Genomic DNA, 24,081 nt, shown 5'->3' with positions numbered 1-24,081 from the left:
TACAGGATTGGACCTGCCATTTCCATATCTATTTCACCTGCTCTTCCCCCCCAACCCCAGAAAAACTCACTGAGCCATTTTTTTTGCCTTATGGAACAGGTGACCTCAAATGGAGTGTCAAAAGAGAAATCATAACACCGCATTGCCACATGGCAGCGGGAAATGGGGGATTCTTTTTATGACAACCTACAGACTGAACATGACAGGGCTAACCTCTGTCGAAGCAAAACGATTGCAGGCCCAGTACGGCAAGAACGAGCTGGCACAGCAGAAGAAAGAAAGCCTTTTAAAAAAAGTCTTTCATATCATCTGTGAGCCGATGTTTTTGCTGCTCATTGTCGCTGCGATTATTTATTTCCTGCTTGGAGAACCACGAGATGGCGCTATCATGCTCATTTTCGTCGTCGGCATCATCAGTATTGATGTGATCCAAGAATGGAAAACCGATAAAACCCTGAACGCATTGAAGGATTTGTCTGCTCCCCATTGCACCGTTATCCGTGACGGCAAGGAACAACAGATTGCCAGCGTTGATCTGGTGCCAGGTGATCTTATGATGATTCACGAGGGCGTGAAGATCCCAGCAGATGGTTTAGTTTTGCGTTGCGCAGATTTATGCGTGGATGAGTCTTCCCTTACTGGGGAGGCAGAGGGCGTATGGAAAACTCCTACGGAAAGCACTGAACCAACAAAGGATCATTGGCGCAAGGATTATTGTTATGCGGGCACTCTTGTTACCCAGGGCAACGCTGTTGTACAGGTGGATACGATAGGCGTGCAGACCGAATACGGGAAAATCGGCCTGGGAGTGATTGCCGCTCCCAATGAGGACACACCGCTGCAAAAACAAACAGGCAAGCTTGTAAAGACCTGTGCAATTATTGCGGGAGTGCTCTTTGCTCTGGTAGCGGTGTTCACATGGTTCAACATTCCCGATCATACAATTATGGATCGTCTGATTGAAAGTATACTTTCCGGCGTTACGCTGGCCATGGCCATGATACCAGAAGAATTTCCGGTCATTCTTACTGTGTTCCTTTCCATGGGTGCCTGGCGGTTGGCTAAGAAAAACTCACTTGTTCGCAAGCTACCCAGCGTGGAAACGCTTGGAGCGGTCTCCGTTCTCTGCGTAGATAAAACCGGCACCATCACCATGAACCAGATGACCGTACAGGATGTCTGGACGACAAGCGGTGCCACAGAGCAGGAATTGGTGGAAACCATGGGATTGGGTTGTGAAACTGATGCGTATGACCCCATGGAAAAAGCCATGCTCCGCTACTGCGAGGATTATGGCATCACAAAAGAAAGCCTCTTCTCCAACGAATTTGTCAGTGAGTACGCTTTTACCAATGAGTTGAAGATGATGGGCCATGTCTGGCGAAAGAAGGGTCATCTGATTATTGCCGCCAAGGGGAGCCCTGAACGTATCTTGAGCATCTGCAAGTTAGGAGAAGAGGAGCGACGGACTATCGAGTCACAGATCAAAACACTATCCTCCCAGGGACTGCGGGTCATTGCCGTTGCAACTGCCAAGCCTGAAAACGAATCCGCTATTCCTGCCGTCATCACCGACTGCCGTCTGACTCTGCTGGGTCTGGTGGGGCTTGCCGACCCTCCCCGTGAAAGTGTCAAAGAGGATATCGCCGTTTGCAATCGAGCTGGCATTCGGGTGGTTATGATCACCGGCGACAACGGGATTACAGCCTCTGCCATTGCCAACAAAATCGGTATCCCCGGCAGCGAAAACATTATCACAGGCGAAGAGCTTGAAGCTATGGGCGACGGGGAACTACAGGAAGCAGTGAAGACCGTTTCCATCTTCTCCCGCGTCATCCCTGAACACAAGATGCGCATTGTCAGGGCATTCAAGGAGAACGGCGAGATTGTGGCCATGACAGGCGACGGTGTCAACGACGCTCCAGCACTCAAATACGCTGACATCGGCATTGCCATGGGCAAGCGCGGCAGCGAAGTCTCGCGCGAAGCCTCCGATCTGATTCTCATGGATGACAACTTTACCACCATAGTGGAGACAGTCCGCGACGGGAGGCGCATCTATGACAACATCCGCAAGGCGGTTGGCTATGTGTTCACCATACATATTCCTATTGCAGCAGCCTCCCTGTTGGCTCCGCTTTTGGGGATAGAGCCCGCTGCACTGATGCTTCTACCGTTGCATGTGGTGCTGCTGGAGGTATTGATTGACCCGACCTGCTCCATTGTGCTGGAACGTCAGCCTGCGGAAGAGGATGTGATGGATCGTGCACCCCGTGACCCAAAGGAGAAGTTGCTCACCGGCAGAATGCTGGGAAAGAGTGTCCTACAAGGTATTTTCGTGTTCGCTGCATCCTTTGGCGCTTATTTTATCACACTTGCCGGCAATTCTGCCAATGCACCGGAAGCTCGCGCGATGGGTCTTGCCATCATCATGCTGGCGAATCTGTTCCTGGTACAGGTCAACAGCTCCAATCATGACTTTGCCTATCACTCAGCGAAGCAACTCGTGAAGGATCGTGTTATGTGGGCCGTCAATCTTGGAACGCTGGCATTGTTGGCCATCATTCTCTATACCCCGATTTCCACCTTTCTCAAGCTCGCCCCGCTCAGTGGAATGCAGTTACTTGCGGCACTCGGTCTTGCTGCAGCATCGGTGCTTTGGTATGAGCTTGTGAAACTGATGAGAAGGTTTAAAAGCATGCGAAGGAAATGTGTAGAATGAAAAATGGATTAATCGCTCAAGCGAGGTTGGTACTGTTTGCACCAACCTCCCATGTATCCATCTTGTGAAAGCTTGTCACCATCGGAGGAGAAGATATGAGAATTCTAGTTGTAGGAGCAGGGGCGATCGGGAGTCTGTTCGCCGGCAAATTGGCAGGATCCGGTAAGGATGTAACCATTCTGGCACGAGGAGACCGGCTTGAAGCCGTAAGGAAAAATGGGCTGCACCTACGTGAGTCGACTTCTTCCACGGTTGAACGATTCCCTGTCAAGACGATTACATCACTGGCTCCTGACGATCGATATGATTTCGTTCTTGTCGTGGTTCAAAGGACACAGATAGAAGCGGTGCTTCCGCTGTTGGCATCTCCAACCAATCATCAAGCTTCGTGTTCATGGTGAACACCGCGGCGGGATACCAAGCCTATGTCGATGTCGTGGGAGCCGAACGGGTGATGATAGCCTTCCCCTCGGCAGGTGGTGAGGTGGTCGACGGAAATGTCGTAGTGTACAGGATAGGCAGAGGATTGGTCAGATTGTTTCAAACCACTACCGTGGGTGAGTTGGTACACACCTCATACGATCGGGTCGGGTTCCTGGCGGGAATACTCCGGGAAGCTGGGATTCCCACCGTTACGTGCAAGCATATGGATGATTGGCAAAAGACGCATGTGGCGGTGGTATGCGCGATCGCTCAAGCATTGTATAAACATGGGGGTGATCCGATAAGGCTGTCCAAGCATTTCGCCGATGTAATGTTGATGGTTGCAGCAATCCAGGAAGGTCTTGCTGTCCTGAGGTGTCTTGGACACCGAATCATACCGAGGAAGCTCTGGTACTTGCGTTTGCCTAGGTTTCTTGTCGCCGCGGTATTTTCCTTCGTGTTACGCACTGATCTCGCGGAGACGGCGATGGCCAGGCATGCCCGCAGAGCGGTGGATGAAATGGATGTGTTGAAACGGGAGTTGTTGGATTTGGTGGAGGCAAGTCACATGGATACCCCAGCGATCAGGACGTTAGCTGGTATCACACCTGATTTTGGAAAGTAATCGACAGGAATAATCATGGAGGAAAGATAATGCAATATGCAGGATTTTTAGCGCCAATAGCTTTCATCACTCGGTCTTGCTGCAGCATCGGTGCTTTGGTATGAGCTTGTGAAACTGATAAAAAGGCTACAAGTCATGAAAAGGAAAGGTATAAAATGAGAAACGGATTAATGACTCAAGCGATGTGGATACTGTTTGCTCCAACCTTCAAAAAGCACCTGCCGATTCTTGGAGTATCAGACAGTAATGGGGTTATGGGAAAGGCAAGAGAGAAGTATGGGGCCATTATCGAAATCATACCGCCATTTGGCAGGAATGATGTTCTCATTCTCAATCTAATCAGTGCCGCAGAGATTGCCGCTATCTATCTTAGTCTTGACCCGAAACCGTCGTGTGAGAAAATGAAGGAATATTACGGCACATCCATGGACGACAGCCGAATAATAAGGATGTATTTGAGAAGTATCAATAATTATTCTGAGAAATACCAAAAGAGCCTTGCGAAGCAGGCAGAAATCAGTCAGCTTTCAGATAATCCTTACTCGTGGAGATTCAGATTTTTACCTGGGAAGTCGCTTGATACCTTTGACGCTGTCTTTGATCGTTGTGGTATCCACCACTTGTTCCGTACCCTCGGCATATCAGAAATAACTCCGGCTATGTGCGCGTATGATTACGGTATGGCAAAATGGACGAATACTATCTTTACGCGAGAAAGTACCCTGGGGTCAGGAGGTTCGGTGTGTGACTGTCATTATCGTAATGCCCGACAACATCGAAAAGAAAAGTGATGAGGTCGAAAACCGACTCAAACGGTAAACAAAACCTCTTGAACCGATAATGTTCATTACCTTGAGAAACGTCTCGGTTCAATATTTTCCGAATCCTCAAATCTATCCATCCCTTTCCATTCGTGTTATAAAAAACCATGCCCGACGAGAAAAGGAAACCCATCATACATGTCATACCAGCCAGACGACATTTCAAGCGTCTCCGTGTCGCCCTTTACTGTCGTGTAAGCACCCAGATGGAACGGCAGCTGCACAGCCTCTCGGCCCAGATGGATTTCGAGAAAGAGGACATCCTGGATAATCCTGCTTGGGAATATGTCGGAACCTATATCGACATCAAGTCTGGTAGGACCATCAGCTCTCGTCCTGGTTTCCAGAGCCTTCTTGCCGACTGTGAGGCGGGCAAGATCGATATGATCTATACCAAGTCAATCAGCCGCTTCGGACGCAACTGCGTTGATTTTCTGGTGACGCTCAGGCGGCTCAAGGAACTGAAGGTGGATGTCTTTTTCTACAACGAGAATATCCACCTCCTCAGCCAGGCAGGGGAGCTGCTGCTTACACTCCATGCGGGCATAGCCCAGGCGGAGAGTGAGAACAAGAGCGAGAACATCAAGTGGGGCCTTCGAAGAAGTACCATGGATCCCGACTCACCTGCATTCTCACGAAGGTGCTATGGGTATGATCGTAATGAGGAGGAAGGCCTCATCCTCAACATCGCTGAAGCCAGGATAGTCCTGAAGATCTTTGATTGGTATGAGCAAGGCTGGAGCATAGTGAGGATCAAGAAGGAGCTGGAATCCCTGAAGGTTCCCACACCAACCGGAAAGAAGAAATGGCCGGTAAAGACGATCGAGAACATCCTCACCAATGAGAAGTATACCGGAACCTCAGTCTATGGAGAAACAGAGTCCGCAGACTTTCCCTCAACCAAGAGAAAAACCCGTGACCCGTTCGAAGTCCACCGATCACGTAACCATCACCTCCCAATCATCCATGAACGACAGTTCAAACGCGTTCAGAAACTCAAGGCGAAGCGCTCCAACATTGAGATCGATGAGCATGGAAACAAGGTCCGAAAAAGCACCCATTACAGCTCGAAGAAAGCTGTCAGTAGGGCAAAGAAAACCACAAAACCCCAAAACTAATTGGCATAAGAATCAACGGTATTGTTGAAAATACGAGTGTGCGTATCTTTGGTAAAAATTGACGAAATTGAGTAGTCTAAATTAATAAAAAATCCTGAAAAACTGATAAAATAACGAAAAAATAAGTGTTTACAAAACAAATACTTGCATAGAGTAATCTTGTATCAAGGGCAAGTTGTCATTGAGGGCAACCTGACTCAAGACCCTGAATTGAGTGTAGTTCCAAGCGGTAGAAGTGTCTGCCGGTTTTCTATCGCATCTAATCGGTATTTCCGCAACAGCGAGAAGGAGTTGGTCAACGAAGTTTCCTACGTCAATGTAGATACATGGGGAGCGTTAGCTGAAAGTTGCGGTAAATACCTGGAGAAGGGCAGGGGCGTACGTGTCGTTGGGCGCCTGAAACAGGACCGCTGGCAGGGTGAAGATGAGAAGATACGAGAACGGTATGTTGTGGTAGCCGAACATGTCGAATTCCATCCGATCCGTAATAAAAATGGCTCTGTTGACGATAGTACCGAGGGTATATCCGAATTGGCTTCACAAGTCGTAGATGCCGATATGGTGTTCGATAAGCCGGCGCCGGCTACAAAAAAGCATAAGAAATAGCTTCCTATTCCAATTTTTCACCTTGATGGCATGGGTCCTTTGGTAAAGAGGTCCCATGTCCGGTTTTCAGTAGAATATACAAGCCTACGGAATTTCCTTATGAGATCAAAGGACTAACGATTTGTCTATGAAATCATCGATAGTCCGCATGATGCTTGCTTCAAGCTCATTGAGCATGATTCGATCGATTCCATCGTAGAAGTCTTTTTTCACTTCGTAGGGGATTTGCCCACCGTAACTATCATATATTGATCGGTAGATTGCATTCACTTCCTTTACATAGGTGATTGCCCAATCGGTACGGAAAAGGTTGTTGTGGCCGTTTCTGCCGGGTGTTTCGGCTGTCACATAGCTGACATGGGCATTGGTGATCCTATCCCTTTTAGCGATCAGTGCACTGCCATGATAATCTACCAATTCATCTTCATTGCCATGGATGATTAATACTGGGATATCGGTAGAGTTGATTGCGGAGACAGCATTGAATGAAGCAACTTCACCAAATAAAAGACGTTGGTACAACCATAGGAACGGGTATTGTGCATAGATGAAACCGCCCATGAGAGTTCGTCCCTGCTCCATGACCATGTCGATAGCAGAATCCACTCCAGCGACACTGATCACTCCCTTGATATCATTCGGATAATTTAGGACATTAGCTACCGCATAACCTCCCCAACTGTGTCCAAAAAGGAGAAGCGGTAATTCGGCCAAATCCGATCTGCCTGCTATGAACGTGAGAGCAGCCTGTAGATCGATTATAGATTGCGGAAAACCTTTCGTGGATTCTCCTTCGCTTTCGTAACTGCCTGTAAAATCGAAGGCTAATACGCGCAATCCTTTGTCTACGAAATGCATGATCTGTGGTAAATAGGTATCAGCGCCTCCCCCTATACCATGTGCCACAACCATGAGGCCTCTGGTGTTCTTTGCTCCATAGATATGGCCTCGAAGGGTATTCTCTCCAGATTCAAACACTACAGGGATACGGGGATAGTCTAAAGCGATGTCACTGTAACGTAGTTGTGCGGTGATATGTTCGTCAGGCCTATCATAACGGGGAAACTGTTTGTCATACACCACTTTTGTGATTATCGAAGATCCTACGATAAACAGTATGACAGCGATTGATAAGCCAACTTTTATGGATTTGACCAATCGATTACGTCCCTGCGTCTTTGAAGGCATAGCAAGTCCCCATGTAGAAATTTCACGTATGTAGTTTGGTAATCCGCTGGATACGTGCAAGTACGATCCATTATGATTAAAAATCTCGATATTGCAAAGATGTACGATTGATTCTTTCCTTTTGTCGCATGGGAGTGACAAAGTTACTGAGGTGGCGTTTCTAACCGTTGGGGTACTTTCCTTTTGAAATATGTCATAGTATATTGGAACTGTTAATTATCGGAGGAGGAACCGAATGAGTGAAGTAACGTTGACCAATGCCAACTTTGAAACAGAAGTCTTGAAATCTGATGTACCTGTACTTGTCGATTTTTGGGCAGTATGGTGTGGCCCCTGCAAAATGGTTGCCCCAGCAGTCGCAAAGATTGCCGAAAAATATGAAGGCAAATTGAAGGTCGGGAAATTGAATGTGGACGAACAGCCTGAATTGGCTGAGAAGTTCAACATCTCCAGCATTCCCACTTTGGCTGTATTCAAGGGTGGAAAGGTAGTAAACCAGCGCATTGGTGCTGTGTCCCTTTCCGTACTCGAGTCGTTTGTCGGAGAGTATGTGTAATACTCCGCACAAGGACAAAGCAAGGGCTGTTACGTGTCATCCGACTCGGCAACAGCCCTAATTTATTAAGGTTCATACACGGTCTCCAAATTCGGTTCTCCAAAACTCGCACCTCGGGTTGGAACGATATGCCAATCACTTTTTGAATCGGTGTCTTCGTCGCCCTCTGTACGACAGTAAGACCTTGTAGCTGTACTGTAGGTACTATCTATCGCAACTTCAGGAACAATTGGGATGGGACTCCATTGGCCACTCTCTTGTAGAGCAATTGCCCACCGCTGAACTTTTGCGGTACCGAATCCACCATAATGCTCATCGCTGTCGCTAGTTCGGTTGCTATAGATGACTGCATCAAGCATCTTCCCATCGGGGGATGCATACAGGGAAATTACGCCATTGTTGGAACCGATGCCCTCTGCCCCGGTCGAGAACTCCAGGGGATTCGTATCGTCAGCGGGGTGTCCATATACAAGGGTAAGCCTATCCCCTTTTGTCAACTCAATAGAAGGGAACACATACTCGTTATCGTAATAGTCGGCCATCCCGATATAGAGCGCCACACCGGCTAAATTTCCCGAAGATAGAGCTAATAGTTCTATCCGGTCAGGATTGCTATCAGAGCCCTTACTTGAGAATTCATTGATCAGGAGTTGGGGAAGGCGACTATTGTGTCCCCATACTCCCGCTGTGAAGGTGAGCGTGTTGCCGACTCGGTCCGCTACCTTGCCATGGACATTGATCCGTTGACCTGGTAGGAGTCTTTTGGTGAATTCGAGTGTAATACTCTGCTTATAGGGTTTCACAGAAATGATTGTATTGTCGGGTGATCCGACTGAGAAATCGTCGGTTGAGCAAAATACCATCTCATCGAAATGGTAGACAGCTTTCTTATCTCCAATGGATTCTGTCTTGAGTAAGACCGGTCCATGGTGGTCTTTTCCCAAAAGCACATTGAACAGTTCGTACTGCGGTTGGGCTTCACATGAACATAACATACTAAGAATAAAGGCGCAGAGTACCATTTTACTATACCGATACATATCTCCTCCTGCCTCTATAACGTCGAAGGGATTAAAATTGCTTTTCCAAAGGATAGGCGGCATTGCCCAACGGAGCGAGCGAAGCTTCCCGGTTTCAAAGACTGCCCTGGCTATGCGATACTATTCATTATTGACCAGCTTGGGTTGTTCCTCTACACTTTGGCCTTCAGGAGGCGAGACCAGATGGGAAAGCTATGGCAAAAAGGATATACACTCGATGCATTGATGGAGGAGTTCACTGTCGGTAACGATTACCTGATAGACCTTGATCTCATTGGAGCTGATTGCCTCGCTTCAATTGCCCATGGGCGGACGCTTCAAAAGGCTGCCATCTTAAGCGAAGAGGAATTGGACGTTTTGGAAGAGGGACTACGGGAAATCCTTACCATGAATGATGCCAAAGAATTTTCCATTTCCCTTTCCGATGAAGATTGCCACACTGCCATAGAGGCATACCTGACCAAAAAGGTTGGAGATGTTGGGAAGAAGATCCATACGGGGAGATCAAGGAATGATCAGGTCCAGACTGCCCTCCGTCTGTGGATGCGCGAGTTTGTCCTCCAATTCTCTTTTGAGACTACGCAGTTGGCCTCTGCTATTCTTGGATTCGCGAAGGAACATGAATTCATCCCTATGCCAGGCCGTACCCACATGCAGCTCGCCATGCCCTCATCAATCGGTTTGTGGGCTTCTGCTTTTGCAGAGGAGCTCCTAGATGAGGTCAGAGTTTTGATGAATGTGCTCGATGTATTGGACCAGTCTCCACTCGGCAGTGCTGCCAGCTATGGAACCCCTCTAGCTTTGGATAGAAGTTTCTCAACCTCACAAATGGGGTTCGCAAGGGTCCAGAACAATGTTCTCTATGCGAACAACAGCAGGGGAAAATTCGAAGCGATCCTCTTAGATGCCTGTGATTATATAGGTCTCTCTCTGAGCAAGATGGCACAGGATCTTATATTGTTCTCATTGCCCGAGATTGGATATTTCTCACTTCCCAAGGAGTTGTGCACGGGAAGCAGCATCATGCCTCAAAAACGTAATCCGGATGGTTTGGAGTTGACCCGTAGCCGAAGTGCTGTAATCTCGAGTTGTTCACAGAGGGTAAAGGCGATCATTCGCAGTCTTCCCTCTGGCTATAACAGAGATTTTCAGGATACAAAAGAACCTCTTTTCACCGGCTGTAAAACTGCTCTACTCTCTGTAAGGGTAATGCACCTTATGGTCCAGAGCCTTCAGGTAAACCCTGAGGCTCTCCGCTTGGGGTGTGTAAGTGAACTTTATGCGACAGATGAGGTGTTGAAACGGCTCTCTGTCGGTGGTTCTTTCCGAGATGTCTATAAAGAGGTTGGGATGGATCTGGATTCTGTGGCCTCCTATGATCCGGATGAGACGATCCGTAACAGGACCAGCGAGGGGACAACGGGAAACTTGGGGTTGGATTCAACCATTCAGCGAGCCCAAGAATTGGAGCTCGCTTGTGAGAGCAAGATTTCCGTCCTCATGAAGGTATATTCAAACCTTGCAGGTAGAGAAATCCGGTTGGTTCGCTGGTAAAATCAGAATGTCCAAAGTACTCCAGCTGTGGTAGTGAAGAGTCCTGCCAAAGGCAACCACGGACTGATGATAGCACTGAATGGAGTATCCTCACCGACAACATAGAGCATGATTGGAATATTGAGATTCACGAAGAGCCCGGTGGTCTTTTCAGGTATCCAGTACTCTCCCTTCAGTGCCGCACCTGCGACGCCGAACATCCCACTGGTGAAATCGGTGAAGGCCAATGTACTAGCGCCGATCTTCAGATCGAAATTATCGCCTAGGGGAATGGGAGCGGTCACATCCGCAGTAACGGTGAAGTAGGGGTCCACCAGATCATCAAAGGTGCTGTCAGATTCGGACAATGTCCGTATATAAAGCCATCCGGCTGGATAGTTTACTCCAGCATTCACGACGATTGGGCCCAAGGGGATATCGATTACAGCACCAGTTGCGAGAAATCCTCCCTGTACGCCAATGGCCAATGAATCGTTGGCACGGGCGGACAGTGGCGTAAGTATGAACATTGCCACTATTGCTATGATGATTATCTTGTGTCTGTTTCCCATACGTTATCCTCCTATGATCGTTGCAAAACTTTGACCGGATTATTGGTCTAAGTTTGTTATGATAACAAAAGTATAACCTAAATGGGATAGAAATGTTACATATAGGATGATAATGCATAAAATATGGTTAATTTCAAAAATTCGATATGGTCCTTCAATAGTATTCTGAGAGTTGAATCAAAAGAGATGATTGTGGTAGAGTACAGCCATGAGTATCGTCAAGCCACACAAGCTGGGAGTCATAGCCGGTCCCGGCTCCGAATATTTCGCTGGAAAGGTTGTCAAACACCTGCGTAGATTGTATCTGGATCGATATCAGAAGTTGAGCGCAGCGTTGGTGAAACGGCACAACATGACACCCGAACAGCTGCTCGATGTGGTTACCCTTAATGACGATATGATCAGCAAGAAGATTCCCAGGGGACGAAAACCGAAAGCTTATACCTGCCCCGATTTTGAGATTCCTGTAAAATATACTAAGTTTGCCAATGGCGAGGTGAAGGCGGAGATTCTGCAGGCTGTGCGTGGATTGAGGATGTTCATCGTCTATGATATGGCAAACCAGTATCCTATCAAGCTCGCAGGCTGTGATGAAGCTGTGCATGTGTCGATAAACGACCATCTCATGTTCCTTTTCACCACCATCAATGCTTTGAAGAATGCGGGTGTAGAGAGCGTTACACTAGTCCTTCCCACCTATCCGTATGCGAGACAGCATAAGAAGAGTGGAAGGGAAGCCCTTACAGCGGCTATGTTCGGACGTATGTGCGAGAATATGGGTGTAGAACGTATCATTACCTTGGATATTCATTCGAGGGAGATTGAGAATTGCTTCAATCAGACCCATTTGGAGAATCTCCATGCCAGTTACCAGGCTTTGATCAAATTGCATCGGATTATTGATTTCAGTGATCCCGATCTTGTCGTGGTGAGTCCCGATACCGGAGCCGTACAGCGCAATAAATTCTATGCAGAAGCTCTCCACCGCCCATTGGCCATGCTCTATAAAGAGCGCGATTACTCTATCGTGAGTAAGGATGCCAGTAGATCGAATATCAGAAGTATCAGTCTCTTGGGAGATGTGAAGGGAAAGACGGTCCTCATGGCCGATGATATGATCGGTACCGGCGGAACGTTGTTGATAGCGATGCGGGAATTGAGGAGTCTTGGAGCAAAGAGGATAATCTGTCTGGTCAGCCTTCCATTCTTCAATGGCAATGCCAGGGAAGAGTTCGATAAGGCTTATCGGGAAGGGGTCTTCTATCGGGTAATTGGTACCAACGCTGTGTTCCATGATAAATCACTTACCGACAAAGAGTGGTTCGTACAGGCTGACGTAACCGAGCTCTTCGCCAGAGTTATTAGTAGATTGCACCATGGAAGACCGCTCAGTCCACTTTTGGACAACCGGCAATTCATACACCGCTTCGTCGATATGAGTCAGGCAAATCCGCAGGCTCCATCGCCGGGGAGCAAGGAAGTCTACCGGGACCGCAAATAGCGATTCCTGGGAAACCCTCTCCTCGGCTGGTCGAAAGGCCCCGCCAATGCGTGACGGAGTCGCGTAAAACTGTACCTATCAGGAGAAAGAACCATGCGGATGTCAGAAAGAATATCAGGATTTCAAGCTTCACCTATCAGGAGACTCGTTCCCTACGCTAATGATGCGAAAAGACGGGGAATTCATGTTTTTCATCTCAATATCGGTCAACCCGACATAAAGACTCCTCCTCAAGTCATCAAAGCTGTCCAAAACTATGGAGCACAAATAATTGCTTATGGACAAAGTGAAGGAGATTTGGAACTCAGGGAGGCTTTACCTTCTTACTACAAGAGTTTCGGTGTGGATATTTCGCCCGAAGATCTTATGATTACTACTGGTGGAAGTGAAGCCTTGCAGTTTGTCTTCATGACATTGTGTGATCCGGAAGATGAAATTATTATCCCAGAGCCCTATTACACCAATGTAGGGGCATTTGCCCATGGTGCGAGTGTCGTACTCAAGCCAGTCACCTCGAATATCGCCGACGGATTCACGCTTCCCGATATCGATCATTTCAAAGCCCAGATCACCGAGAAGACTCGGGGAATACTGCTTTGTAGTCCCAACAATCCTACCGGACATATTTATACGGATGATGAATTGCATCAAATCCTTGAACTTGTTCGGGAACATGATATCTTCCTTATTGTCGATGAAGTCTACAGGGAATTTTGTTACGATGGGAAGGATTTTACTAGTGTCCTCAGTTATCCCGAATATGCTGATCGTGTAATTGTTGTAGATTCATTCTCCAAACGTTACAGCATGTGCGGAGCGCGGATCGGTACCTTAGTAAGTAAGAACCATAAGGTACTCGATGGGGCTATGAAGCTTGCTCAGGCACGATTGTGTCCACCCGATATCGAGCAGGTTGCCGCACTTGCCGCAGTCCAGACTCCTCATGAGTATCTGGATATCGTGAAAGCTGAATATGAGAAGCGACGCGACTTCCTTGTGGAGGAATTGAAGAAAATTCCTGGGGTATTCTGCACATCTCCAAAGGGAGCTTTCTATCTTGTTGCTAAGCTACCTGTAGAAGATGCCGAGGATTTCTGTATCTATCTTCTTCGCGATTTCCAATTGAATGGGCAGACAGTCATGCTTGCACCTGCCGAGGGTTTCTATGTGACCCCCACTTTAGGACACGATGAGGTCCGTATAGCGTATGTACTTAATACGGTTGATCTCAAGTATGCGATGGCTTGCCTGAAGGCAGCTTTGGAGTCCTATCCGAAGAGAGTTCGCCCGTAGAGGAGACACAGGAATATCCGAAGTGGTGACACGAGTAATCCATTCATTACTGTATTGTGTTGCAAAATGACAGCGTCTTAAGTATGATGGATATCTACTTATGTCACCGCGTGTCAATTAAATTGACAGTAAGATCAAGAGATGCAAGGGGTAGTAATGAAGAATAGGTTGAAGCGGTTGCTCAGGCGGGGAATTCTTGCGGTAGCCGATATAGCGATTCTCTATTGTTGTGCCCTATTCGCATCCTATGCCGTCTCCTCCAATCTCCTGATTATCCACTCTAATATAATCCCCATATTCGCCATCATTCTTATGCAGGTTGCATTCTTGATGGCTTTTAGGATCTACAATATCCGGATTGTGGACAGTTCTCTCGACTTGGCTGTCCGTGGAGCAAGCGCCTTATTACTCTCATCGCTGGTAATTCTTGTAATAGTTTTGACACAGATGAAGGACTTTGCCTTCGCTTTCCGACTTACCAGTGTCTACGTTTCCTATACCGTACTCTTTTTGCTCGGTTATCGAATCGTCTATCGGATGTTGTTCAGTTACCATGTTCGGGTGGCGACTGGTAACGGTTATCCACGTACTCTGGTATATGGTGCTGGAGAAATTGGATTGCAGCTCGCACGGCAGTTCTATAAAAAGAAGCTTCCCTACCATCTTGTGGGATTCGTTGATGACGACCCCGCCAAACAACATTCAATCGTTGGTGGTCTTACTGTACTCGGACCGATCGATAATCTTACCGAAATTGTCCGTAGTAGCCAGGCAGAGGTTCTTATATTGGCGATCACCGACCTCTCAAGCGAGAAGATGCGCAAGTCTCTAGATGTCGCAGAAAAATTCGGCATAGAGACCAAGATCGTACCTTCGTTATTTGAAATGGAGCAGGGGAGGAAAAGCGTAGCCGATATCCGTTCGATAAACTTCGACGACCTCCTTGGAAGAAGTCCTATTACTTTCAATAAGACTCCTGTGCAAGAGATGGTAAACGGCAAGAGGATTCTAGTAACTGGAGCTGGAGGTTCCATCGGTAGTGAAATTTCCCGCCAACTGCTCAGTTATCAACCAGCCCAACTCTTGCTGCTCGATATCGATGAGACTGAGTTGCACGATCTTTCACTGCAGCTACACAAATACCAGGCCGAATTCAGCGAAACGATCATGCCTATTGTATGTGATGTCCGAAATGCCACTAAGGTAAGTCGGGTGTTTGAGAAATATCATCCGGAGATCGTCTTCCATGCGGCAGCTTATAAACATGTTCCAATGATGGAATATTATCCAGAGGAGGCGGTACGAACCAATGTTGGTGGTACCTACAACGTATTGCGTTCCGCTATCGACTATTCGGCAGATAAATGTATCCTCGTATCGACCGATAAGGCTGTTAATCCTACCAATGTCATGGGTGCTACCAAACGGGTCGCGGAAATGGTCGCCAGTATGCTCAGTACCCGGGAGACAGAAATTGTTTGTGTGAGATTTGGAAATGTCTTAGGTAGCCGTGGTTCCATGTTGCCCCTTTTCTTGGAACAAATGCGTGCCGGCTTACCTATAACAGTGACCGACAAGAGGATTATCCGTTTCTTCATGACCATACCTGAGGCGGTCAGCCTTGTATTCCTAGCCGGAGCTCTTGGAACCGGAGGAGAGGTTATGGTCCTTGATATGGGAGAGCAGGTCAATATCTACGACTTTGCCCAACGACTGGTCAAATATTTTGGCGATGGAAGAAGCGAAGTCATCATAACCGGGCTTCGTCCAGGAGAAAAGCTCTACGAGGAGAAGCTCAGCGATAAAGATAAGACCATTCCTACCGATAACCCGAAGGTTTTCAAGGCGATAGTGAACGGTACCTTGAGAAGGGAAGAATTCGAGCAATTTATTCAGTCCGTCTATACCATGGAACCGCAACAGCTTGTTGGTATCCTCCGTGACTTAGTTCCCGAATTCACCTATCAAGGAGGAGTTGGAACGGGTAGTAGTCTATGAAAGCATATTGTCTCTATTGCAAGACAGGAGCCGAGGCCAAGCTGGTCAAGCTCCTGAAAAAAGATATGCGCGACTACTTCGATATGGAACTCGAGGTCATCTATCCGACAAGATTGATGAACCAACGCAAGCAAGGCCAATGGAAAAGGGTCGAACAACCGTTGCTTCCTGGCTATGTATTCATCTATCTGCAGGATGAGATCCCATTCCCTCTCTTCATAATAAGACAGGAACGTGAAGCCTATAAGATCCTTCGTAATCCCGATAACACCATGGAATTGCGCTCCGGCGATATGCAGTATGCTATGTGGGTCTACAACCATGGTGGGAAATTTGTACCCAGTACGGTCGTATTCAAACACGGTCAAATCGTCAAAGTCCTTGATGGCCCATTGAAGGATATGGAAGGGCGTATTGTGAAACTTGATCGTCACCATAAGCGGGTTGTGGTCGGATTCATGTTCGCCGGTTCAGAAAGACGGGTCAACCTGAGTATCAACGTGATTGATGCTACGGAGGAAGAGGAGAAACCGAGAGGGTGAGAGTACTACACACTTCCGACTGGCATATCGGCCGTACTCTCTACGACAAAAGGCGGCACGAGGAGCATACAGCCTTCCTATCCTGGTTGGCTGATACTATGGTCAATAGGAAGGTGGATCTCCTTTTGGTGTGCGGCGATATATTCGATACCATCTCTCCAGGAAACAAAAGCCAAGAGATCTACTACTCGTTCTTACGTAAGGTGATCGATTCTGGTTGCACTCATGTAGTCGTCACAGGAGGAAACCACGACTCACCCTCGATGTTAGATGCCCCCAAACAGGTTTTGGAAAGCATTGGTGTCCATGTCTTCGGTTCTTGCCCAAAGGAGCCCGAAGAAGAGGTGATCCTCCTTAGTGATATACATGGTCAGCCTCAGGCTATTGTTTGTGCGGTTCCCTTCCTTCGTGATCGTGACGTCCGCGATAGTATTGAAGGCTCACCGAATGAGAAAGCCCAACGTCTGGTTGCGGGAATAGGCGCCCATTATGCTCTTATCCAGGAGAAAGCGAAGGCTCTGCGGAAAAAGATCGGTAAAGATCTTCCTCTTATCGTGACAGGTCATCTTTTCACGACAGGAGGTAAGATCGCCAATGGTGATGGGGTACGAGACCTGTATGTGGGAACAGCGGCTGAAGTGTCCTCATCCTTATTCGATTCCGAGGCCGATTATGTTGCCTTGGGACATCTCCATGTACCACAAATCGTGGGGAAAAGGGAGACGGTGCGTTATTCGGGGTCTCCACTTCCCATGGGATTCGGCGAGGCTAACCAACAGAAACAGGTAGTACTAGTCGATTTTCAACCCGATTCACTTTTTCCTGTTATCGAGACAATCGATGTTCCCACATTCCAGAAGCTACAGAAAATATCTGGAAGCCTGGAAGAGATCGAGACCCAATTGCAAACATTGACCGCTGTAGATCGTAGTGTGTGGGTCGAAGTCTCCTACGATGGGACCCTTTCTCCTTCAGTCCTGAGAGAACATCTGGATAGAATTGTCGAAGGCAGTGGTGTCGAAATCCTTCGTTTGGAAAATATCAGGCTGACCGACCATGTCCTGCATCCCGACTCTTGGCAGCAAACCTTGGATGATCTAGATGAGCGGGAGGTTTTCCGAAGAAGATTGTCCTCTGAGGATTTGGAGAATGGGGAGGCTGAATTGCTTACTACTTTGTATGAGAAGATTCTCTTCTCTCTTCAGGAGGAGCAAACGTGAGAATCCTGGGATTACGTTTTTCCAACCTAAATTCACTATACGGAGAATGGGAGATTGACTTCAGTTCCAGGGAGTTCGTGAATGATGGGATCTTCGCAATAATTGGACCCACCGGTTCGGGAAAATCGACAATTTTGGATGCCATCTGCCTTGCGCTCTATGGGAGAACACCACGATTGGAGTCTATAGGTGGGCAGTCGAATGAAATCATGAGTAGGCAGCGGACGAATTGCTATGCCGAAGTCACATTCGAAACTCGTCACGGTGTTTACCGATGTTCGTGGGAACAACATAAGGCAAATAACAGAATCGATGGTAACCTAGTGAATTCCCAGCACGAGATTGCCGATATTACAGAGGGAAAGATTCTCCATAGCAAAAAACGGGAAGTTGCCCAGGCCGTAGAACGCCTTACCGGAATGACCTTTGAACGTTTCACTCGATCCATGTTGTTGGCCCAAGGAGATTTCGCCGCATTTCTCCATGCCGATGCAGACCAAAGGTCTCCCATCCTAGAACAGATTACCGGTACAGAGATCTATTCTCGGATTTCGCAGCTAGTCCATACGAAGCGGCGGGAACAGCTGGAGGAGCTTGAAAAACTGATAGCGGAGGCGAAGGCTTTCAAACCATTGGCGCAGGATGAACGCGAGAATCTGGATAACGAACTGACCATAATCTCTCATTGGGAGCAGGCTATCGAGCGCTACTATACCGCTGTGAATTCCGCCATAGGAGTATTGGATCTAATAACATCTTTACAGCGTGACCGTGATAGCCTATATGCTGTGCGAAAAGAACTGGAATTGGAGGAAAAGAGTATTCTTCCAATCCGTGAATCTTACCTACTCTCACTGCAAGCCCTTGAAATTCAACCTCTGTACGATTCGTTGCAAGCCCTTCTTGATTCAGAGAGGAGAGAGTGTGATCGACTACAGAAAATCAATCTCGAGTTATCCACTACCACAGATCTATTGGATACGGCACAGGCCGAGGCGGACAAGACAGAAAAAGAGCGGGATGAAGCGCGCGGTAGATTGATAGAAGCACAGCCTATCTTGTTACAAGGCCGCAAGCTTGCCAACGATCTTTTACACATCCAAACGAATGCCGATGAAAAAAGAAGGGATCTCACGGTAGCGCTGGTAAAACGAAGGACCTTGCTGCATAAAATATCTCGGTATTCACATGAACAACAGGAATCGGAAAAGACTATAAGTCGAATCCGCTCGTGGTTGGGATCACACATCGAAGACAGACAGCTCGATTCGCTATTACCTAAGATAAGGGAGCTCTCGGTGCGATTGGTTGCATTACAATCACAGCTTTCTCTTGAAAGAGAAAGATCCGAATCCATCGAGAGAACGTTGGCTATTCTGAGGTCTGATAGGGATGAGCTCTCTGTAGCGATTGGAAGAACGGACGATGAAGAGAAAATTCTTCTTCAACGGATGGAAGGGATAAAGAATCATATTTCCAACCTTCTTGCCGATACAACAAGGGCAGAACTTGAAAAGGAGATGGAACACCTTCAGGAGAAAATTCTCCTTCTGGCTCGGATAACAGCACTGGAAAAACAACGCGAGCAATTGGAAGCGGGAAAGCCTTGTCCCTTATGTGGCTCAATCGAGCATCCTTTCCTTGAGGGTAATGCTCCCAACCATGATGAGAGTAACTCCCGTTTGCAGGAAATTCATGTATTGCTAGGCCAGCTGGGAAAAGAGGAGAAAAGTCTCCAACAATTGGAACAGTCATTAGGCCAATTGAGACAATCGGGTAGCGGACAGAAGGCGACGCTATCATCGCTCGAAAAGCAGATCGCGTCATTAGATATTCAGGTTCAAGACACTATAAGTCATCAATCGGAGAGCCAGAGGCAGTGTGACCACCTCTGGGATCAGATTCGTGTTATGATCGCTCCTTTTGTCGATGGAAATCCGACAGTCGAATCCCTCGAATCTACTATCCAAATACTTGACCAACGAGCCCAATCCTACGGTGATCAAAGTAGGGCTTTGGAGGTGGAAGTGGGGAAGAAGGCTCAAGCCGATAAAGAGCTTTCCCTGCAATATGAATCCAAAGTCGATTCTGATAAAGGCATTGCAGTTATTCGTAGGCGTTTACGAGAATATAGATCTGAAGTAGATGCACTGAGTCACTCCTTATACGAGTTATTTGGAGAGAAGAGTGTAGGGGTATGGGAACAAACGCTTCAAGAGGCTCTCAATGAAGCCGATACTGCCAATGAGAAGCAGCAGAAAGCGCTATCCGAACTTTTGCAAAAGAAACAATTGGCCGAACAAGCGTATTCTACGACAAAGGAGCGACTTTCGGATTACTCGGTGTCTGTCGGACAAGCGAAAGAGATGTTCGAAAAAGCTCTGCTTGGGAACGGATTCGAGAAAGAAGAGGATTTTATCCAATCGAGGATTGATGCTGAAAAGCGCCAGGAGTTGAAAAAGACGATCGATGATTTCGATCAACGTAGGATTGATACCCATAGGCGGATCTCACAGATCGAGCGGCAACTTGCTGATACAGAGTCAAAAAAAGATGGGCATTGGACAATGGAGAAACTCCAAGAAGTGCTTGCATATGCCAAGAATGAACGTTCTCGGCTAAGCCAGCGTAAGGGAGCTATCAGTGAACGACTTGCCAATGATGGGGAAATGCGGACTCTGTATTCCCAAAAAGGCGAAGCGATTGAAAAACAGAGACAGGTTTTCTGGGAATATGATCGTCTCAATACACTTATTGGCAGTCATGATGGAAAGAAATTCCGAAACTTTGCCCAAGGTTTGACCTTTGAACTTCTCATTGCTCATGCGAATGAGCATCTGAAAACCCTAACAAACCGCTATCTTTTATCCCCGGACCCCGAGAGGCCTCTTGATGTTGCGGTAGTCGATCTCTACCAGGCAGGACAGATTCGTTCATCCAAGAATCTTTCGGGAGGAGAAAGCTTTCTCGTCAGCCTTGCCCTTTCTCTCGGACTCTCAACGATTGCTAGTAGTAAAGTGCAGGTCGATTCACTGTTCTTGGATGAAGGTTTCGGTACGTTGGATGAGCAAACACTGGAAATGGCTCTTGATGCACTCAGTGCACTACGCAACCAAGGCAAACTCGTGGGAATCATCAGCCATGTAGGGGCTTTGCAAGAACGGATTCCTGTCCAGATTTCGGTAGTCCCCCTATCGGGAGGAATGAGCCGGCTACAAGGTCCAGGTTGCTCTCTGTTATCTTGAAGATGTTACCTTTGGACTTCTCGTACCACGGAGAAGGCTGAAAAGTTGTACACGGTTAGAGACTTCCAATTTTGTATAGATATTCTTTACATGCGTCTTCACAGTATTTTCGCTGATGAAAAGTCGTTCGGCGATTTCTCGGTTTGTCTTTCCCTCCACCAAGAGAACTATGATTTCCTGTTCCCTAGCTGAGATTCCGTGTTCATCCAGATAGTGTTGGGGAATCTGTCCTTCTGGACATGGTTTGTCAAAATCCTGAAAGTAGTGTCGACTTATGAAGAAATAGAGGTACACCACGAAGACCGAGAAGCTCAGATAGGCAATCTTGAAGGTATGGTCACGGAAGAACAGGAGATCGAGCGGAAATGTCACGATAAGGGGAAGAAAGGTGAAACTGATACCGCTAAGCAGTTGTTCCTGTTCCCATCCACTAGAGCGTTTCCTATATATCAAGGCTACTACGCCATGGATGACCATTAACATGCTACCTGAGAAGAAATGGAAACCAAACGTATAGTTCATAGCAACGACCCAATTGCCATTGCTTCTTCCCAAGATGAAGAACAAGCTGAGGATGAGAAATGCCAAAATAATGATATTCAGCGTGCGATGGCCAATCTTGCGTTGCCGTGTTTCAATGGGAAGCAGTCCGATCATATAACGGCTCATCACATAGAGTAGTACTGTGGTAAGGAGTATGGAGACCAGTGTGATCCATAATGCAAAGATCTCATATAATCTCCCAGTCAACTGGTCCATTTTACCGTGGAAAATGGCACAATAAGTATTTCTATGTTAAAGAAATATCAAAGATGCACCTTTAGTTTTAATGATGCAAATTAGTAAACATATGTTAAGTAATTAATTACTCTTTGTCACCTCTATTCGATTAGTTCTTCAACCTTTTTATCACTTTGCTCCATGTTGCAATGGGTGTTCTTACGGACCCTGTTCCCGTGCTCATCAACCTCGATGTTGGCTCTAATTTTATTCATTTCTTGGACAATGTCGAAGATCTACTTTCTTGTTGGTTGGGCTTTAGCAGTTGCGGCATCTACCAATTTTCCTGCTATTATGTTGGTTCTGTTTTGGAAAAGGACAACTTCAGTGGGAATTACTAATTCAATTTTCGCTGGGATTGTAGTATCGATGGTGGTCATCATAATTGGACCGGATATGTTTGAGTTGTACGGACTAGGCAGAGAAAATGCGATCATTCCTCTTACTCAACCAGCAATCATTGCCATGCCAATAAGTATGATTGTTGGTATTGTTGTATCCTTATTCACTTTTAACAAATTTGATAAATCAGAGTAAAGTATCTTGCGTAGAAACTTAAAAATGGTGATAAATATTTAATTAGTATGAGTTTATATAGTAATGTTCAGACTTGGGGAACAAAGGGGAAAGCCTAAAACAACAAGAAATATTGCGCTTGTAGGTTGATACCGAAGTACCGATGATCCGTGCGGATTCGTCAAGGGATGATACTTGTCCCTTGACGATTGTCCGCAATGCTCCCGACGATAATGGGAAAATGTTCTCTTCTAGACCACCTTGGCGAGAAAATACTGCAAGACCTGCAGGTTTGCGGTCAACTCCGGATGAAAGGCCGTCACCAACATGGTTTTGTTTCGAGCCGCTACCTTGTTGCCGTCGACCGATGCCAGTATTTGGATATCGGGACCTTCCATCTCGATGATGGGGGCACGTATGAAGGTCATGGGGATATCTCCGATTTCCAAGAACTCGCCGGTGGTGTGGAAACTTCCCATCTGCCGCCCGAATGCGTTCCTTTTCACCGATATGTCCATGCTGCAAAAATATGGCTTCGGCTCATGGGTTATCTGTCTCGCAAGGAGGATCATCCCGGCGCAGGTTCCGAAAACGGGAAGACCGGTATCGATCATCTTCTTGAGTGGAAAGAACAATCCTGTTTCATGAAGGAGTCTTCCCATGACCGTGCTCTCGCCACCGGGGATTATCAATCCGTCGGGGCCTTTGTTCAGATCCGTTGCCTTTCTGATTTCAAAGTTCGGTATACCCAAAGTGTCCAAGGCACGAGAGTGTTCGGCAAATCCCCCCTGAAGCGCCAATACCCCGATTTTCATGCCCCGCGCTCCGCCATAAGCAGGCTGATTTCCTGCTCATTGATGCCGACCATCGCATCCCCCAGGCCTTCCGATACGTGTGCCAGCAGGTCCGGATCATCGAAGTTGGTAACAGCTTTGACTATCGCCTGGGCGCGTTTCGCCGGGTTGCCCGACTTGAAGATACCTGAACCGACGAAGACGCCCTCCGCACCCAATTGCATCATAAGCGCCGCATCTGCCGGAGTGGCTATTCCACCTGCCGCAAAATTGACGACCGGGAGTTTCCCTAGATCAAAGACCAGACGAACCAATTCGTATGGTACCTGCAATGTCTTCGCGGCCTCGAAGAGTTCATCCCCCCGCATGTTCCGGATATTCCGGATCTGTTGGTTGATACGTCGCATATGGCGGACAGCTTGGATGATATCGCCTGTTCCCGGTTCTCCCTTGGTTCGGATCATGGACGCACCTTCTCCGATTCGTCGCAGGGCCTCACCCAGGTCTTTTGCGCCGCACACGAACGGAACATCGAACGTGCTCTTGTCGATATGGAAAACATCGTCCGCTGGAGAAAGTACTTCACTTTCGTCAATGAAGTCTATTTCGATAGCTTGCAGTATTTGTGCCTCGACAATATGCCCGATCCGCACCTTCGCCATGACCGGGATTGTGACTGCCTCTTGGATTCTTTTGATCATGCCGGGATCGCTCATGCGTGATACACCGCCAGCAGCCCGAATGTCGGCGGGTATCCGCTCAAGGGCCATGACGGCGCATGCCCCCGCATCCTCGGCAATCTTCGCTTGGTCAGGTGTCGTCACATCCATAATCACTCCACCCTTGAGCATTTGCGCGAGATTCTTGTTGAGTTCGTATCTGTCGTTCATATCGTTACGTCTCCTTTGCATATCCCTACTGTTGCACAATTGCCCTACTATAGGGTAAGACTGAGTGTATAAAAAGTATCAGAAATAGTATATTTTAT

Annotated in this window: 22 protein-coding genes; 16 read left to right on the top strand and 6 right to left on the bottom strand. The window is 47.4% G+C overall.

Annotated features, from left to right (window positions below):
* The 7 genes from ACODJP_RS12755 to ACODJP_RS12725 all read left to right on the top strand — a co-directional run.
* A partial coding sequence (locus ACODJP_RS12755; protein ID WP_422482104.1) for a hypothetical protein occupies positions 1–182 on the top strand: 182 nt, incomplete at its 5' end.
* The gene (locus ACODJP_RS12750) at positions 179–2,722 is read left to right on the top strand and encodes a cation-translocating P-type ATPase (RefSeq protein ID WP_422482102.1); all 2,544 of its coding nucleotides are present in this window, start codon (positions 179–181) and stop codon (positions 2,720–2,722) included. The genes ACODJP_RS12755 and ACODJP_RS12750, both read left to right, overlap by 4 nt.
* A 95-nt stretch (positions 2,723–2,817) precedes the next feature.
* Positions 2,818–3,123 carry a ketopantoate reductase family protein gene (locus ACODJP_RS12745; RefSeq protein ID WP_422482100.1) on the top strand — a complete coding sequence of 102 codons (306 nt, stop codon included), beginning with the start codon at positions 2,818–2,820 and terminating at the stop codon, positions 3,121–3,123.
* Positions 3,117–3,770, top strand: coding sequence for a ketopantoate reductase family protein (locus ACODJP_RS12740; RefSeq protein ID WP_422482098.1), 654 nt, complete (start codon positions 3,117–3,119; stop codon positions 3,768–3,770). Before ACODJP_RS12745 ends, ACODJP_RS12740 begins: the two co-directional genes overlap by 7 nt.
* A 155-nt stretch (positions 3,771–3,925) precedes the next feature.
* Positions 3,926–4,561, top strand: coding sequence for an L-2-amino-thiazoline-4-carboxylic acid hydrolase (locus ACODJP_RS12735; RefSeq protein ID WP_422482096.1), 636 nt, complete (start codon positions 3,926–3,928; stop codon positions 4,559–4,561).
* A gap of 137 nt (positions 4,562–4,698) precedes the next feature.
* Complete coding sequence (locus tag ACODJP_RS12730; protein WP_422482094.1) at positions 4,699–5,709, top strand: recombinase family protein; 1,011 nt, start codon at positions 4,699–4,701, stop codon at positions 5,707–5,709.
* Between the two features lie 144 nt (positions 5,710–5,853).
* On the top strand, positions 5,854–6,315 hold the full coding sequence (locus tag ACODJP_RS12725; RefSeq protein ID WP_422482092.1) for a single-stranded DNA-binding protein: 462 nt from the start codon (positions 5,854–5,856) through the stop codon (positions 6,313–6,315).
* Between the two features lie 105 nt (positions 6,316–6,420).
* Here ACODJP_RS12725 and ACODJP_RS12720 read toward each other — a convergent pair whose 3' ends face one another.
* Positions 6,421–7,503 (bottom strand): alpha/beta hydrolase, encoded by a 1,083-nt coding sequence (locus ACODJP_RS12720; protein ID WP_422482090.1) that lies wholly within the window; start codon positions 7,501–7,503, stop codon positions 6,421–6,423.
* Between the two features lie 235 nt (positions 7,504–7,738).
* On the opposite strand from ACODJP_RS12720, the gene trxA reads away from it, so the two are divergent.
* Positions 7,739–8,059, top strand: a complete 321-nt coding sequence (gene trxA / locus ACODJP_RS12715) for a thioredoxin (RefSeq protein WP_422482088.1) — start codon at positions 7,739–7,741, stop codon at positions 8,057–8,059.
* Between the two features lie 65 nt (positions 8,060–8,124).
* Here trxA and ACODJP_RS12710 read toward each other — a convergent pair whose 3' ends face one another.
* Complete coding sequence (locus tag ACODJP_RS12710; protein ID WP_422482086.1) at positions 8,125–9,099, bottom strand: hypothetical protein; 975 nt, start codon at positions 9,097–9,099, stop codon at positions 8,125–8,127.
* Positions 9,100–9,282: 183 nt separating this feature from the next.
* On the opposite strand from ACODJP_RS12710, the gene argH reads away from it, so the two are divergent.
* Positions 9,283–10,653 (top strand): argininosuccinate lyase, encoded by a 1,371-nt coding sequence (argH, locus tag ACODJP_RS12705; RefSeq protein ID WP_422482084.1) that lies wholly within the window; start codon positions 9,283–9,285, stop codon positions 10,651–10,653.
* Between the two features lie 2 nt (positions 10,654–10,655).
* Here argH and ACODJP_RS12700 read toward each other — a convergent pair whose 3' ends face one another.
* Positions 10,656–11,204, bottom strand: coding sequence for a hypothetical protein (locus ACODJP_RS12700; protein WP_422482082.1), 549 nt, complete (start codon positions 11,202–11,204; stop codon positions 10,656–10,658).
* A 208-nt stretch (positions 11,205–11,412) separates the two neighbouring features.
* Here ACODJP_RS12700 and prs point away from each other — a divergent pair, with 208 nt between their 5' ends.
* The 6 genes from prs (at position 11,413) to ACODJP_RS12670 (ending at position 21,003) form a co-directional block, all read left to right on the top strand.
* Entirely contained in the window at positions 11,413–12,705 is a 1,293-nt protein-coding gene (gene prs / locus ACODJP_RS12695) for a ribose-phosphate diphosphokinase (RefSeq protein ID WP_422482080.1), read from the top strand.
* Between the two features lie 99 nt (positions 12,706–12,804).
* On the top strand, positions 12,805–13,998 hold the full coding sequence (locus ACODJP_RS12690) for a pyridoxal phosphate-dependent aminotransferase (RefSeq protein WP_422482078.1): 1,194 nt from the start codon (positions 12,805–12,807) through the stop codon (positions 13,996–13,998).
* Between the two features lie 156 nt (positions 13,999–14,154).
* Positions 14,155–15,996, top strand: a complete 1,842-nt coding sequence (locus tag ACODJP_RS12685; protein ID WP_422482076.1) for a polysaccharide biosynthesis protein — start codon at positions 14,155–14,157, stop codon at positions 15,994–15,996.
* Positions 15,993–16,538, top strand: coding sequence for a transcription termination/antitermination NusG family protein (locus ACODJP_RS12680; RefSeq protein ID WP_422482074.1), 546 nt, complete (start codon positions 15,993–15,995; stop codon positions 16,536–16,538). Before ACODJP_RS12685 ends, ACODJP_RS12680 begins: the two co-directional genes overlap by 4 nt.
* Positions 16,535–17,758: an exonuclease SbcCD subunit D C-terminal domain-containing protein gene (locus ACODJP_RS12675; RefSeq protein ID WP_422482072.1), complete on the top strand. Its 1,224-nt coding sequence runs from the start codon at positions 16,535–16,537 to the stop codon at positions 17,756–17,758. The genes ACODJP_RS12680 and ACODJP_RS12675 overlap by 4 nt, the downstream gene beginning before the upstream one ends.
* Positions 17,755–21,003 (top strand): AAA family ATPase, encoded by a 3,249-nt coding sequence (locus ACODJP_RS12670; protein ID WP_422482070.1) that lies wholly within the window; start codon positions 17,755–17,757, stop codon positions 21,001–21,003. The genes ACODJP_RS12675 and ACODJP_RS12670 overlap by 4 nt, the downstream gene beginning before the upstream one ends.
* Here ACODJP_RS12670 and ACODJP_RS12665 read toward each other — a convergent pair.
* Positions 20,995–21,762 (bottom strand): helix-turn-helix domain-containing protein, encoded by a 768-nt coding sequence (locus tag ACODJP_RS12665; protein WP_422482068.1) that lies wholly within the window; start codon positions 21,760–21,762, stop codon positions 20,995–20,997. The two genes, ACODJP_RS12670 and ACODJP_RS12665, sit on opposite strands and share 9 nt — an antisense overlap.
* A 246-nt stretch (positions 21,763–22,008) precedes the next feature.
* Here ACODJP_RS12665 and ACODJP_RS12660 point away from each other — a divergent pair, with 246 nt between their 5' ends.
* Positions 22,009–22,320 (top strand): hypothetical protein, encoded by a 312-nt coding sequence (locus tag ACODJP_RS12660; RefSeq protein WP_422482066.1) that lies wholly within the window; start codon positions 22,009–22,011, stop codon positions 22,318–22,320.
* A gap of 230 nt (positions 22,321–22,550) precedes the next feature.
* Here the strand turns inward: ACODJP_RS12660 and pdxT are convergent, their stop codons facing one another.
* Together pdxT and pdxS are read right to left on the bottom strand one after the other, a co-directional pair.
* The gene (pdxT, locus tag ACODJP_RS12655; protein ID WP_422482064.1) at positions 22,551–23,114 is read right to left on the bottom strand and encodes a pyridoxal 5'-phosphate synthase glutaminase subunit PdxT; all 564 of its coding nucleotides are present in this window, start codon (positions 23,112–23,114) and stop codon (positions 22,551–22,553) included.
* On the bottom strand, positions 23,111–23,983 hold the full coding sequence (gene pdxS / locus ACODJP_RS12650; protein WP_422482108.1) for a pyridoxal 5'-phosphate synthase lyase subunit PdxS: 873 nt from the start codon (positions 23,981–23,983) through the stop codon (positions 23,111–23,113). The genes pdxT and pdxS overlap by 4 nt, the downstream gene beginning before the upstream one ends.
* Between the last annotated feature and the right edge of the window lie 98 nt (positions 23,984–24,081).

It is taken from the genome of Pleomorphochaeta sp. DL1XJH-081, from assembly GCF_049310885.1.
In the GTDB taxonomy this organism is placed as follows: domain Bacteria; phylum Spirochaetota; class Spirochaetia; order Sphaerochaetales; family Sphaerochaetaceae; genus CAYZJV01.
The sequence above is the reverse complement of the archived record's forward strand: the minus strand, read 5'-3'. Positions and strand labels throughout refer to the sequence as shown.

Bases quoted from the DNA above. Each gene is read 5' to 3' on its own strand.
- prs (WP_422482080.1), top strand. From the start codon at position 11,413: ATGAGTATCGTCAAGCCACACAAGCTGGGAGTCATAGCCGGTCCCGGC.
- ACODJP_RS12660 (WP_422482066.1), top strand. From the start codon at position 22,009: ATGTCGAAGATCTACTTTCTTGTTGGTTGGGCTTTAGCAGTTGCGGCA.
- ACODJP_RS12720 (WP_422482090.1), bottom strand. From the start codon at position 7,503: ATGCCTTCAAAGACGCAGGGACGTAATCGATTGGTCAAATCCATAAAA.
- ACODJP_RS12685 (WP_422482076.1), top strand. From the start codon at position 14,155: ATGAAGAATAGGTTGAAGCGGTTGCTCAGGCGGGGAATTCTTGCGGTA.
- ACODJP_RS12690 (WP_422482078.1), top strand. From the start codon at position 12,805: ATGTCAGAAAGAATATCAGGATTTCAAGCTTCACCTATCAGGAGACTC.
- ACODJP_RS12700 (WP_422482082.1), bottom strand. From the start codon at position 11,204: ATGGGAAACAGACACAAGATAATCATCATAGCAATAGTGGCAATGTTC.
- pdxT (WP_422482064.1), bottom strand. From the start codon at position 23,114: ATGAAAATCGGGGTATTGGCGCTTCAGGGGGGATTTGCCGAACACTCT.
- ACODJP_RS12740 (WP_422482098.1), top strand. From the start codon at position 3,117: ATGGTGAACACCGCGGCGGGATACCAAGCCTATGTCGATGTCGTGGGA.
- ACODJP_RS12665 (WP_422482068.1), bottom strand. From the start codon at position 21,762: ATGGACCAGTTGACTGGGAGATTATATGAGATCTTTGCATTATGGATC.
- ACODJP_RS12680 (WP_422482074.1), top strand. From the start codon at position 15,993: ATGAAAGCATATTGTCTCTATTGCAAGACAGGAGCCGAGGCCAAGCTG.
- argH (WP_422482084.1), top strand. From the start codon at position 9,283: ATGGGAAAGCTATGGCAAAAAGGATATACACTCGATGCATTGATGGAG.
- trxA (WP_422482088.1), top strand. From the start codon at position 7,739: ATGAGTGAAGTAACGTTGACCAATGCCAACTTTGAAACAGAAGTCTTG.
- ACODJP_RS12745 (WP_422482100.1), top strand. From the start codon at position 2,818: ATGAGAATTCTAGTTGTAGGAGCAGGGGCGATCGGGAGTCTGTTCGCC.
- ACODJP_RS12710 (WP_422482086.1), bottom strand. From the start codon at position 9,099: ATGTATCGGTATAGTAAAATGGTACTCTGCGCCTTTATTCTTAGTATG.
- ACODJP_RS12750 (WP_422482102.1), top strand. From the start codon at position 179: ATGACAACCTACAGACTGAACATGACAGGGCTAACCTCTGTCGAAGCA.
- ACODJP_RS12735 (WP_422482096.1), top strand. From the start codon at position 3,926: ATGAGAAACGGATTAATGACTCAAGCGATGTGGATACTGTTTGCTCCA.
- ACODJP_RS12730 (WP_422482094.1), top strand. From the start codon at position 4,699: ATGCCCGACGAGAAAAGGAAACCCATCATACATGTCATACCAGCCAGA.
- pdxS (WP_422482108.1), bottom strand. From the start codon at position 23,983: ATGAACGACAGATACGAACTCAACAAGAATCTCGCGCAAATGCTCAAG.